Origin of the sequence: Iodobacter sp. CM08 (assembly GCF_033446605.1) — a bacterium.
In the GTDB taxonomy this organism is placed as follows: Bacteria; Pseudomonadota; Gammaproteobacteria; order Burkholderiales; family Chitinibacteraceae; genus Iodobacter.
This window is the reverse complement of the sequence record NZ_JAWQUO010000003.1, coordinates 155,533-168,747: the sequence shown is the minus strand read 5'-3', so window position 1 is coordinate 168,747 and position 13,215 is coordinate 155,533. Positions and strand designations below refer to the sequence as shown.

Sequence of the window (13,215 nt, the reverse complement as noted above, 5' to 3'; positions counted from 1 at the left end):
CACCCATTAAGGCAACTTACCTGCCGCCAGCATTTTTGCAATCAAGATGGAGGGGCTGATCCAGTCTGTTATATCGTCGTATTCTTCATCCACTGGCGTGGCCGGATTATCATCGACGCGTAATTTACTAATAAAGGTGGTGTTGATACTGGTGTTTTCTTGCTCATCCACCGATCCCGCACCTGCATTAGGTGGGCCGTGGCGAAAATGCATCACGATCACCGCCACCAGCTGTGAAGCCAATGGCGTTGCTGCACCTGAGGTTGGTAAAACAGAAATATCCCCGCGTGAACAAAGCATAAAACTGATGCCAGCCGCAGCCGCACTACCAACCGGGCATCCTCCCAAGGTTTGATTGCTATCCGTAATCAGCGGGGGAGCTGAGGCGGGGCCATTATCGGCAAAGTCGGTGCTCACCCGATAAGTAAACGGCTGGCCATAGGGATCAGTTGATTTGGCGAGACCTAGGCTTGCACCAGGAACGCGGCCTTGAGCACGGTTGCACGTACCGTTAGCCGCGCGATCCTCCACAAAGGTCGTCAGGGCAGGGTTTGCAGGGCAAGGCAGATGGCCATTTTGTACGGCAAAGCCTAGTAAAGATTCTTTAATCTCAGCCAATTGCGCACGGCCCTCATTGCTGCGCTGCGCGTCAGTTTGCGCCTTAAAGGCTCCCAGCCCACCCGCCAGCATAATGCCAACAATCACCAACACAATGGCAATTTCGGCCAGAGTAAAGCCACTCTGCTTCATGGTCTATCCTTTGGGGCATATAGCCATTTGGATGTGGCGGGAAGTGCGCTAGAGGTATAGCGATAATACAAAGCATCATTACCCACATCCGTAGCCTGCATCTTGGCATAGCGGTTGCTTGGTAGCGGTAGTAAATCCCAAGCGCTGCGGTTAATGCTGCTCACAAAGGGCGGTGGTGCAATAGCGCTGGTCGCCAAATCTAGGTAATTACTTAGGCTAGCTCTTTCTAAAACCGTGCTGCGTAGCTGCCCCGTTTGCGCCACGCCTGCACTCATCAATACCGCCTCTACCCCTGCCATATCGCTAGGCAACTGCATATTGAGTAATTGCATAGCGGGCAAAGCGCAGCTTGGCGTATTGGCTAGCGCATAAAAAAACACTTGCTCCCAGCGGTTGCGATACAGCCAATCGTATTCAAGCAGCAAGCTTTGCCAGTTGGCCAAACTAGCGATGCTAGCGGGCATATTAATGGGATTCACCAAATACAAAGGTGAAGCCGCTAAGCCCACACCTGTTAGCTCAACCGATCTAGGTGGACGGCCTCGGCAAATGGCGGGATTAGGCGCACAAGCCGATGGCAGCAAGCTAACCGCTCCCGTTTGCGTGCAGCCCACGTCATCTGGTTTGGCGGGGAAAGGCAAGCCCACATCGAGTGGATTACTGGGGATGGGCAATAGCCGTTTGCTGCCCACCTGCCTAGCCCATAAATCGAATAGCTGCTGGTATTCCTTGGCCGCTCTTTGCTCTAATGGCCCGATTAATTCGCTGCGCCGAATAGTGAGAACTCTATCGTTCAGTGTTGGGTTGCCGCTGCTATCTAGGCGAGGGCCATCTAAAAAACGACCTAGTGTGGCGCTATTATTGGCATAGTTATTGGGTGCCCCAAGGCAAGCACCACCAACCGTTTGCCGGTTACATTCAAAATAATTACTGGGATTACGCTGTTGAGCCGCGGTGCTGCGGTTTTGCCCTGCTAGCGCGGGGCCGGGGGCTAGAATCACCACCACAATAGGATCACTCGCACTAGACAAAGCCTGCGCACCGCTATTGGCGGCAGCAAGAAACCAAGGATTAGGCGCTTGGGGAGCGGTATCGCTATTAAGCGGCAGCGTTATTCTTTCTTGAAAACCATCGGCCACCGCCATCCATAAAGGCTCGCCCGAGCTATCGCGTAATTCTTCGGCATGGTAAGTCGCCCAAGGAATTCTGCCGATATGGGTAGCGGGCTGATTACTAGGGCAAGATGGCGTGGCTAAGCCTAAGCCACTCTGCCCATAGCCCGCCTCACCTTGCACATTACGATCTGGGCAATAAAATTCACCAGGGCGAACCAGAGCACCTCCGCGCTTTGCCAAGGCATCGGCCAGCAAAATTTGCTTAGCTTGCTGCAAGGCATTGAGCGTTTGCTGCTCACGCCGTAGCTCAAAAATATGATGGCTAAAGCGCGATAAAACCGCAGCGGCAATACCTAGCCCCACCACCATAAGCAGCATCAAGGCAATCGCACCACGCTGATTAAATACGCGCTGCATGCTTATTCCTGCGGCGGCTGATAGACATCGCGCTTCGCACCCGTTTCCCGCGTCAGCGTTTGGCCAACTTTCAGCCCAGAGGGGAGCGGAACGCGGCTAAGCTCGCCATTCACCCAGCGTAGCTTTTTACCATTACGCGTTATTTCACCATCTAATCTAAACGTATCAACCACCGCAGATGCTTCTGCCTGCGGCCTACCATCGCCTCTTGATAAGGCACGCTCAGCAGGGCTAAAAAATAACTTGCCCCAATCTGCTTGCGCCACAAGGCAAGGAAACAACAACATCAACAAGAAGCCGTATTTCATTGCGCCACCTCCGCCACGGGCTGAGCAATGGGGCCGATACTCAGCCATTCAATATCGCACGCCACTTTTATTCTAGCCTCTTCACTACGGGCTAAAACGCATTGCTCTGGAGCTGGCCAGCCAGCCAGCTGCTGCAACCCTGCTAGGACATCTGAAAATACCTCTTCATTTTTAATCTCAAAGTTCAATTGCATTTTGCTGCCGTAAAGCTGCACATTTTCCACCGCCGCACTTAAAGGACGCTGCGGCTCCAGCCGAAAAGCAATCTTTAATTGCGGCACTTCACGATTTAATTCAGTTAAGTATTCAATCCAATCTAGGCGATGCTCCACATTGATAATGCCTTGTCGGCTTAAGCGCTGATAAAGTGCACCATATTGCACGGCATTATTCCACGCTGTTTCTTGGGCATCGGCTTGCAGGGTTAAGCTTTGCAAATGGCTGCGCAAAACCAGCTGCTCGGCTTGCATATAGCCTAAATACGTTTGTGCAAGGCCAATAAACAGCAGCGCACAGACCAGCGCTGCGCCACTTAGGATTAAATCGTGGCGAATAAATTGCCAAGCTTGCCCAGCTATTTTCATGGTGCTTTTGGCTCCCAGCTTAAGCGCAGCACAAAATCAACCCGCTTCTCATCATCCCTAGTAGCCAGCACCTGCCCCTCTACTTTGGCTGTGGAGCTGATATTTAAAGGCAATTGCAACGTATCCACTTTTACATTGGGTAAGGTAGATAAGCGGCTACTAAGGCGATTGACACTGTTTAAAGCTTGCCGATACTGCTGTGAAAACGGCTCAACCCGCCCTTGTAGCTCCAACACAACGGGCTGCTGAGTGGCCACAGCCGAGGCTTCAGCAGCAGGCTCTACCGGTGAGCGGCCAGAGCGCCAACGCAGCTCATCTAAGCTTAATTCAGGAAATTCCAGCAAAACTTGGCTGACTTGCTGCAGCGTTAGCTCGATATCAGGCCAAGTTAGCAACTGCTGGTTATATAGCTCATGCACGCCTTTCATAGCAGCAGGATCACTGGCATTGCTTTGCTTAAGCAAACGGCTAAATCGACGTAAACGCTCATCAATTTGCGCGGTTTTTTTCAAGGATTGGTTAATCGAGGCCTGCACATCGCTTGCCTCTTGCATCGCCAATCCGCTCCAAATCAGCACAAAAAACAAGCCTGAAAACGCGCCATAACGCAGCATCCGCCCCCATTTTTGCCAATTGGCGTGGATTAAATGCTTGACTTGCCCATAGTGATTAGCAGGTGGCCGCAGCATCAGCCAGCTACATAAAATGCTCAGCAGCGAATCGCCAGCGGGGAGCCGCAGTTTTTGTGCTAATAAGCCCAGCGGCACATCACTAATCGTAAAATGCCCAGCATCTCCACTGGTTTGCAAACGCTGGCTGATAGCCGCTTGGCAATCTAAACCATTGGGTGCCACCACGGCCAATTGCACTTTGTCGTCTCGGCCCAGCAAGCGTAAGGTTGATAAATATTGCCTAGCGCGTAAAGACTCAAGCACAATCACCTCGGCCATACGCGCCACATCTTGCAAATCTATCCCTTCCGGCAAGCTACTCACGCGGCTAAATTTAAGCCCTTCGGCCGATAAATACGTCTGCCGCATACCGCCATCAGCGCTAAATGAAATCAACAAATAATGCGCAAGCCCCAATCCCGAGCGATGCATCATTTCCCCAACCAATAACGCCGCCGAGTAAATCCCTTGTAACACTACTTTTTTTTCTAATATGGCATTAACCACCGCATCAATCGGCGCAGCCGCGCTTAAGGCCGATAGTAGTACTTGGTCTTGCTCGCCTTTTTTAGCTTCTTTTTGCACAATAAAGCGGCGATAAGGCGTGGTACGGTAGCTTTGCTCTACGCGGCGCATCAATAAGGCATGGCGATCTTTTTTGCCTAAATGGGGAATAGATTCTAATTGAAAGTCTTCTTCCACTACATCCACTAATAAACTAAAAACAAACTCTTTTCGCTGCTCTAAATAAATTAAAAATGCTTCTTTACCCATATTATCTAAACCAAAACAAGCCTCTTCAACTAATTGCTCTTGCTCTATATACAAGGCAATCAGCTGTGTATTCGATAATAAAAGGGTGCGGTGAATATAGCTCATCGTATTTTGCTAATTGTATCGAATATCGGTCCCAGCACTGAGGACATAATCCACGCCAAAATCAGCCCCAATACCACGGTAAGAGAAGGCTCAACGAGGGCTTGCACACGCTCAATGGATTCTTTGACATCACGGTTATAAAAATAGGAGATATTCAGCAGAGCATGGTCTAGCTGCCCTGTGCCCTCGCCCACTTTTAACATGCGCAACACCAAGGGAGGGAACATTTTTTCCTGGCTAAAACTCGCCGTCACCCCTTGCCCTTCACGAATCTGCGCCTGAATACGTTGTAAAGATTCGGCTACGACGCTATTGCTAACAATCCCTTCTGAAATTTTAATACAATCCAAAATAGGAATGCCCGCCGCATACATCAGTGCAAAAAAATTAGCAAAACGCGCTAAAATAATTTTATGCAAAATAGGGCCAAATGGCTTAATTGATAATTTCCATCCATCAAATTGATGCCTAAATTTTTCATCGTGGCGCAGGCGAAAACGAATCGCAAAAAATAAAATTATGGGCGTACTAAATATCGCCCACCAATAATTAATAAACACATTTGAAATAGCAATCAATATTCTGGTATTTAATGGCAGCGTTTGCGACATTGCGGCCACAAAAGAAACCAATTGAGGGACAAGGTAAATCATTAAAAAAGTAATGACTCCCAGCACCAACACCCCCACAAAAGCTGGATACATAATTATTTTTTTAGTTTGAGAAACCAACTCATCTTGCCACTTTAATGAATCGGTTAAATTAAGTAATACTTCAGGTAATTTACCGCTGGCTTCGCCTGCCTTAATTAAATTCACATAAATAGCATCAAACACTTGTGGATGCGCCGCCAAAGCCTGTGAAAACTGGCGACCCCCTTCGATATCTTCAATTAAATGGGCAATCACAGCACGAAAGTGCGGCTCTTCTAAGCTATCCCGCAAATCAGATAGCCCTTCCAAAATAGACACCCCTGCCCGTGTTAGCTGCTCCATATGAAAAGTAAACGTAATCAACTCCCGCCGATCTACTTTTTTACCCCCCAAAACACCGCCAACAGAGGCCTCACTAGCGTGAATAAGGCTGAGGCCCAAGCGCTCTAGACGCAGCTCTAAATCTGCTAGGTTATTAGCTTCTGACTTACCCTTTTTTATTAAGCCAGTGCTATCTACAGCACGATAGATAAACTGCATCTGATTCCCTTATTTGCTCGCAATCAACCCCTACAAAGAGGGTTTAGCCAGCGCCCATAGAATGGTTGCAGGCCTAATCACGCAAATTCAAACCACGCTCTAGAAAAATACCTCCGCCTCCGCGTGGAACGTCTTTTTCATAAAGTATTTTTTCTAGCTTCAGCAAGCAGTAGGCGTTGAGCGTTAAATTATGTTTGGTGGCTTGCGCTACCAGTTGCGCCTTGGTCATTTTGTCGATCCGCAGCGTTAAAGTAGTGAGGTTTGCCTCGCTATTGGTCGAAAAAATTTTTTCCTTGCGCCAAGGACAATATTTTTCGACCCACTCCTCGGCCTGCTCTAGCGAGATGGGTGTCAGCACATCTACCGCAGCAGCTTTTTCCTTTTCCATATAGGGATGAGGAATATTGTGCTCAACCAAAAAATATTGATCTTTTTTGGTACGATAAAGATCAATGATATAAGGGACACCCTGATCGTCTTTCGATTCGGTATGCATATGGCAATTTAAGGCGGTGCGGGTGTTATAGGTTTTGCCATCAATCACTCGTGAGATATGTTCGCGTACATACATTGCTATCCTCCTTATTCAACTTAGCCCACTCGGTCGGTCAGATCGATCACGCGGGAAATCTCGGCCAGCGAGGTCATGCCGTCAATGACGTGGCGGCATGCGTCGTCAGCCATGGTTTTAAAGCCCTGTACTTCGGCAGCTTTTTTCATCTCTAGCCGAGTGGCACGTCTGGCGATCAGCTCATCCAGCTCTACGCTCATTTTTAAAACTTCCATCACCGTAATCCGGCCCTTGTAGCCTTGGTGATCGCACTTGGGGCAGCCTGCTGGGCGATAAATTGTCAGCTCTCCCACCTCTTCAGCCACGCCAAGTAAGCGCCGTTCAAAGTCATCTGGCTGATAAGGCTCACGGCAAAGCGGGCATAATTTTCGGGCTAAGCGCTGGGCGATAATGCCGATAATATTGCCCGCCAACACATCGGGCAGCACGCCAATATCCAGCAAGCGCGGAATCGAGCCGATGGCGGAATTGGTGTGTAAGGTGGAGTAAACCTGGTGGCCGGTCATGGCGGCGCGAAACGCCATATCGGCAGTATCGCGATCGCGGATTTCGCCCAGCAGGATGATGTCTGGGTCTTGCCGCATCATCGAGCGAATACCGTTTACAAAATCCATTTTGGCCGCTTCGTTCACCGAGGTTTGCCGCAGCATGGGAATCGGGTATTCCACGGGGTCTTCCAGCGTCATAATATTGACGGCTTCGGTATTCACGCTGCTTAAGATTGAATAGAGGGTGGTGGTTTTGCCAGAGCCAGTGGGGCCAGTCACCAGAATAATCCCTTCCGGCCTAGCAATCATCAGCTGCAAAAGGTAGAGGTTTTCTTTGCTTAGCCCCAGTTTATCTAGTTTTACCAAGCCTTTTTGCCGATCCAAAATCCGCAAAACCACATTCTCGCCCCAAGTAGTGGGCTGCGCTGCCACCCGAAAATCCAGCGGGCGGCCCGCAAGGGTGAGCGAGATGCGGCCATCTTGTGGCGAGCGGGTTTCGGCGATATTCATATTGCTCATCACCTTTAGCCGCACCACCATCGCCGGCCAATAGGTTTTGTGCAGGGCGCGAATCTGCCGCAGTACGCCATCAATCCGATAGCGAATCCGCACAAACGACGATTCAGGCTCAAAGTGGATATCCGACGCGCCGCGCGTGCAGGCATCGGCCAGCAGCGCATCAATCAGCCGCACTACCGGCTGGTTGTACTCCGCCTCGGCGTTTTGCAAGCTGGCGTAGTCGATCACACCGGTTTCAATCTCATTCAAAATGCCATCAATAGACAGCTCAAAACCATAGTACTGATCGATGGCATGGTTTAAATCAGATTCTGCTGCAAGCAGTGTTTCCAGCTCGTACTTGTCTTTCAGCAGCATGCGCACCTGATCGAGCGCCACCAGATTATTGGGATTAGACATCGCCAGCGTCAGCTTATTGCGCTCCAAATCTAGCGATACTGGCAGCAGCATATGCCGCTTGGCCACATCCTTGGGGATGAGCTTAATCGCCTGTGTATCCGCCAATATTTTGGATAAATCAACGCTGATTTGGCCTAGGTTTTCTGAAAGCGCATCGCGCAGAATACCTTCAGAAATAAAGCCCAGCGACACCATCAGCTTACCTAAGGGCACACCGCTACGGCGCTGCTCAAACAAAGTAATGCGTAGCTGATCTTCTGAGAGCAGGCCTTTAGAAACCAGCAACTCGCCCAGCGGCAGTTTTCTGACTGGCGCGTTCATGGCAACTCCAGCTCCTTTAATCTGGCTTCGGCAACCGCCCGATCAAAAGAGCCTCGCCCTGCCAAGGCTTGGCGGTAATACCTAGCAGCGGTTTTATTCTCTTGTAAATGCTCTAGGCTAATCGCCAAATTAAAGGCGTAATCGGCATTATTGCTATCCAAAGACAAAGCTTGAAAATACGCGCTCTGCGCCTCGCTCCAGCGGCCTTGCCCTGCGTAAAGATTAGCCAAGGCAAACGCGGCTCCTGATTGCTGGCTGGCTAATTGGCGTAAGCCCGCTTCTGAGCCTTCGCTGCTTGGTGTGAGCGCATACAAGCCCGCTTGAGCGGCCTCATCCCGCGGATTAAGCGCCAAGACTTGCCGATAAAACTGTGCTGCCTCACTGCCCGCGCCCCGCTTCACCGCCAACACCGCCATGCCTAATAAAGCGTCCCTATTTCGACCATCAAGCTGCAGCATCTGCCGATATGCCTCCTCTGCACGGCGGTAATCCCCTTCTTGAAAGGCGCGGTAGGCCATCATCAGCGGCAGCGGCACCGTTGCCTCATTATTTTGTGGATCAAAGCGCACACCCGCCCCATCAGGCCCACCAGGCCCACCAGAGCGCTCTTTTACACTGGCTGCATCGTTCTTGAATTGGCGCGGTATTGATGTAGGCACAATCTGTGCGGGTACTTTCACCACCACGGCAGGCTCATTCAGCTCTGGAGTAACAGGCGATGGGGGTGGCGATAAAACAATGGGCGCTGACGCAGCTGGCGGCGACGCAACCTCCACCGCCGCAGCGGCAACAGCAGGTGCTTGCGTAACCATTAAGGATTGATATTGCCACCAAAAATATCCCCCCATACCCCCCGCAATCAACACCCCTGCTAGCACTAGCCAAGGCAGGATTTTGGAGCGTGAAGCCGCTTTAACTAAGGGCTTTGCAAAAGGCGCAGGCGGAGTAGGCGTTAATGTTGGCGCAAGCATAGGCTCTGCTGGCTGCACGGGTGTAACTGGGGGAAGGGGAGCTGGAACAGAGGCTGCTGAGGCTTGCTTTAGCCAAGTTAAATCGTCCTCGATTGGAGGAGGAATCTCTGCAGCAGAAGCTGTAGGCTCTGCGGTTATTAAGGGCTCAGGCGAAGGGATAACAGGGTTTGATTTGGCCTCAAGCACCGCCTCTTCAAGCAAGGGCAGTGGCACAAACTGCCATTCTTCTACCGGTGGGCTGGCCTCTATCGGCAATGGTGCTGTTGTTACCTCACTAGCCGGTGGGCTCAAGTCATGCGGCGACTCAATCGGGGGCTCCAGCTCCAAGGCTAGCTCACTTAAGCTAAGCGCTGCGGCCACTGGCTGGCTGGCAGCCACGGCCTCTTCATACTGTGGCCCCCCTTCCAGAGCGGCAGCTTCGCGTAAGCGTTTAGCCTCTTCCGCTTTTTTAAGTGCCTGCAGTAATAAACTCATGGCAATGACTCTAACGGCGTACTGCCCGACTGAAATGCCGATAAATCATGATCCATACTGCCTTTAAAAAATTGATCATTAGGCAAAAACTGCTGATAATCTTTTAAATCACCCTGCGTGCTGGCATCTTTAATTAAAACTGGCCGCAGAAATATCACCAATTCAATTTTTTTAACTTTATCGTTCCGATAGCTAAATAAATCGCCTATATAGGGCAAACGCGAAACACCTGGCAATCCCTGTCTATCATTATTTAAAGAGTCTTGAATTAATCCACCTAAAATAGCCACCTGCCCACTGGCCACTTTTAATGTTGAATCAAATTCTCTGACTTGCAAAATAGGTACTAAGCTTTTAATTGGCGATGAGCTACTGGCGGCCAAAATAGCAACCGCAGGGTCTTCCACAAAAGAATTAATATTAGTAATAGTTGGCCTCACATTTAAGGCAATTTGGCCGTCTTCAGATATTTGCGGCGTAACCTGCATCACCAAGCCAATCGGCACGGTGTGTAATTCGCTGTCATAGGTAGCTTGAGTGGTTGGTTTGCCATCGGTAATCACAGGTGGCGTTACTTTAATTGTAAAATAAACCTGTTCTTCTACTACCTTCATCACCGCCGTTTGATTATTCAGCGCCATTATTTTAGGGCTAGATAACACGCGGGTACGACCAAATTGCTCTAACATCTTTATAGTAAAATTAAACGTGCCATTAAATACCCCCCCTGTTTTAGCGTAACTCAAGAGACTAAAGGGTGGCGTAGCCATATTACTAGCAACATTAGATTGAGTGAAATTCAATTGATTTTCAGTGGTGCCAATTCGGCTCCAATCCACACCGGCTTGATATTGGTCAGAAAGCAATACCTCTACAATTGTTGCCTCAATCAAAACCTGCCGCAATGCGCCTCCCTGAATAGCGCTTAAATATTCGGCTACTTTTACATGCTCAGCTTGGCTGGCCTTTATGGTGATAATTCCTGTTTCTGGATTCATAATCACAAGGCGACTATTATTAATGACCACAGGGCTAGTAATTTTATTGATGGGCTGTGATTCACCTGCTTTTAATTTTTCTGTTTCTGCGTTTATTTTATTTGTCTGCGCAACGTCTTTGGCGGCTTTTGCTGCTTCTGCGGCCGTTTGCACCACTTCTTTTTTATCCGCAGAGCTATTGGTTTTTACGGCGATCGCACTTTTCTCCTGCACAATACTTCCAAGCTGTGATCCATTAGACTGTGCATCATTTTTTGCCACATTTAAAAGATCTTTTAAATTTGCCTCTATTTGCTTCCACAATTGATGCTCGGCCACCATATCAATTTGCGTGCTTGAGCTATTACCAGAACCAGAACCACTGCTCCCACTACTTACCGAATTAGCCAAGGTAACATTAGATTTTACATTTCTAGATAAATTAAAATAATTCATCTTATATATTTTAAAGTAAGGGATATCTGGAGTAATAATCAAAACACCATTTTCTAACTCCCAGCGCAAATCCACTTGCCGGCTCATTCGCTCTAAAATTTGCGGCAGCGTTTGATTAATAGCATTCAAGGTTACATTGCCGCTGACCCCTGAATGCACATCTACATTAATTTTAGCATCGCGCCCTAAGGCAAATAGTATTTCAGCCACCGGCACATTGTGTACCACCACACTATAAGTAGCCGTCTTAGCTACAGCTTGTGGCTTAGCTAAAATAGGCGTACCTGATATTGGTTTAGGTATATTACTGGTTACGGGTTTTGATTCTAAATGCCGCCCGCTTTCAACTTGCAAGCCCGTTTGATTAGCGCATGCACTAAGTAATAACAGCAGAATAAGAATTTGCCACCGCATTGATGAGTACTCATGCAAATACCACAGATCAAATAAAGCAGATAATTAATCTGCAAAGCTTAAGCTATAAATTCCACAATTCATCACGCATTCCTGCTACGGTACGCAAAATGGGTTTATTTTTCTTTAATCGATCTGGTAAAGCTAGCATGGCTACTTGTGCACTAGCTTTATCTGTAAATAAACCATAGACTAAACCCCAACCTTTCTTACCGCGTATTTCTGCCGGATAAATAAGCAATTGATCTTTTGGCAGTAACTGGCTAATTTGCATAAAGTATTTTTCTAAATCTTCGCTATGCTCACGATCAGTCACTAATAGCATGATGGCAATATGATTTGCCTCTGCATGATTAAATTTGTACCTTGATTGAGCTATTTTATTTTTTAATAGCTCTGTTAATTTAATACTAGGTATAAACACTTCAGCCGAGCTAGCTGATTGCAAAGGCGCTGGGGCTGCCAGTGGAGCGGAGGCCATTTTTATATTTGGCTGCTGAATTAAACTCGCCCCAACTCCCCCGGCTAATACGCCCATAAAGAGCACCCACGCCATCATGGGCCTTTTTTTAAGCGATTTAAAACCACTGTCTTTAATTGCAGCTTTTACATGCTGCGCATTCACTAAATGCTCGCCACGGCTAAATGCGGCCATTAACGATTTGTCTGCCAAAATATTAATTCGCCGAGTTAAACCTTCTGATTCAATATAAATTTGCTTAAGCGCCTGAGTTTGAAATAGCTCAGGCCCACGATAGCCCGCAGCCCGCATCCTAAACTCTATATAGGCTTCAATATCATCACTTTTTAATGGCGCAAGCTGAAAAGCATGGGTCACGCGTTCGCGTAATTGACGTAAATCTTGCTGCGCTAAACGGCTATCTAATTCTGGCTGGCCAAATAATACAATTTGCAATAATTTATGATGGCCATGATCTAAATTAGACAGCAGCCTAACCGCCTCTAAACTGGCAGTTGGCATAGCGTGTGCTTCATCAATCAAAATCACCACTTGCCGCCCAGCGGCAAAGCGCTCTAGTAAGGCGGCTTGCAAATCTCTGACTTTAGCGCTGGTATGCGTTGCATCGCTGGCCAAACCTAGATCATCTGCAATCATCAACATCAACTCATCCGGTTTCATGGCCGGATTAGCGATGTAAACACTATCAATATTGGCAGGTAAGCGCTCAACTAAAACGCGACATAGCATCGTTTTACCACTACCCACCTCACCTACCACTTTGACTAAACCTTCCCCTGCCAGTACGGCATAAATAAGCGCGTCTAGAGTTGCGCCACGCTCAGCACCCGCAAAGAAAAACTCTGGGTGCGGTGTAATTCTAAAAGGGGGTTCATTTAAGCCAAAGTGCTCTAAGTACATAAGTAATCCTGCCAGAATATGAACACTGGCTTTCATACTAGTACGCGAATTGCTTAAAACAAACAGTGAACTGGCAGGGTGCAGACAGTATTGCCCAAATAAAGCAGACCGCAAGCTAAGTGCTAGATATTGCAGCGATAGCAAACGAGCCAAATTTAAGTGTTGTATTTAGGGCTTTTTTATACGCACTTTTTAGCTAAAAACATTAGAAGCAAATGCAATAAAGAACCGCTACAAGCTTGTCATCACAGCAAATTATCAACTCCCACCTATTACTACCTTTGCTGCATGGCAATAATTCCGTACCATTTCATACAAAGTTCATCT

The 13,215-nt window shown here is 48.3% G+C and carries 11 protein-coding genes; all 11 read right to left on the bottom strand.

What is annotated here, in order from left to right; translation table 11 throughout:
- Nucleotides 1-6: 6 nt before the first annotated feature.
- Entirely contained in the window at nucleotides 7-750 is a 744-nt protein-coding gene (locus R6242_RS02615; protein WP_318423386.1) for a type II secretion system protein, read from the bottom strand.
- On the bottom strand, nucleotides 747-2,282 hold the full coding sequence (locus tag R6242_RS02610; RefSeq protein WP_318423384.1) for a hypothetical protein: 1,536 nt from the start codon (nucleotides 2,280-2,282) through the stop codon (nucleotides 747-749). Before R6242_RS02610 ends, R6242_RS02615 begins: the two co-directional genes overlap by 4 nt.
- Before the next feature lie 2 nt (nucleotides 2,283-2,284).
- Nucleotides 2,285-2,590, bottom strand: a complete 306-nt coding sequence (locus tag R6242_RS02605) for a hypothetical protein (protein ID WP_318423382.1) — start codon at nucleotides 2,588-2,590, stop codon at nucleotides 2,285-2,287.
- Nucleotides 2,587-3,174, bottom strand: coding sequence for a hypothetical protein (locus R6242_RS02600; protein ID WP_318423380.1), 588 nt, complete (start codon nucleotides 3,172-3,174; stop codon nucleotides 2,587-2,589). Before R6242_RS02600 ends, R6242_RS02605 begins: the two co-directional genes overlap by 4 nt.
- On the bottom strand, nucleotides 3,171-4,724 hold the full coding sequence (locus tag R6242_RS02595) for a hypothetical protein (protein WP_318423379.1): 1,554 nt from the start codon (nucleotides 4,722-4,724) through the stop codon (nucleotides 3,171-3,173). The genes R6242_RS02600 and R6242_RS02595 overlap by 4 nt, the downstream gene beginning before the upstream one ends.
- Nucleotides 4,721-5,917: a type II secretion system F family protein gene (locus R6242_RS02590; protein WP_318423377.1), complete on the bottom strand. Its 1,197-nt coding sequence runs from the start codon at nucleotides 5,915-5,917 to the stop codon at nucleotides 4,721-4,723. Before R6242_RS02590 ends, R6242_RS02595 begins: the two co-directional genes overlap by 4 nt.
- Nucleotides 5,918-5,990: 73 nt before the next feature.
- The gene (locus tag R6242_RS02585; protein WP_318423375.1) at nucleotides 5,991-6,488 is read right to left on the bottom strand and encodes a hypothetical protein; all 498 of its coding nucleotides are present in this window, start codon (nucleotides 6,486-6,488) and stop codon (nucleotides 5,991-5,993) included.
- 20 nt (nucleotides 6,489-6,508) lie between these two features.
- Nucleotides 6,509-8,215 (bottom strand): GspE/PulE family protein, encoded by a 1,707-nt coding sequence (locus tag R6242_RS02580; RefSeq protein WP_318423373.1) that lies wholly within the window; start codon nucleotides 8,213-8,215, stop codon nucleotides 6,509-6,511.
- Entirely contained in the window at nucleotides 8,212-9,660 is a 1,449-nt protein-coding gene (locus tag R6242_RS02575; RefSeq protein WP_318423372.1) for a tetratricopeptide repeat protein, read from the bottom strand. Before R6242_RS02575 ends, R6242_RS02580 begins: the two co-directional genes overlap by 4 nt.
- Nucleotides 9,657-11,507, bottom strand: a complete 1,851-nt coding sequence (mshL, locus tag R6242_RS02570; RefSeq protein WP_318423371.1) for a pilus (MSHA type) biogenesis protein MshL — start codon at nucleotides 11,505-11,507, stop codon at nucleotides 9,657-9,659. Before mshL ends, R6242_RS02575 begins: the two co-directional genes overlap by 4 nt.
- Nucleotides 11,508-11,571: 64 nt before the next feature.
- Nucleotides 11,572-12,924, bottom strand: a complete 1,353-nt coding sequence (locus R6242_RS02565; RefSeq protein ID WP_318423369.1) for an ExeA family protein — start codon at nucleotides 12,922-12,924, stop codon at nucleotides 11,572-11,574.
- Nucleotides 12,925-13,215 lie beyond the last annotated feature (291 nt).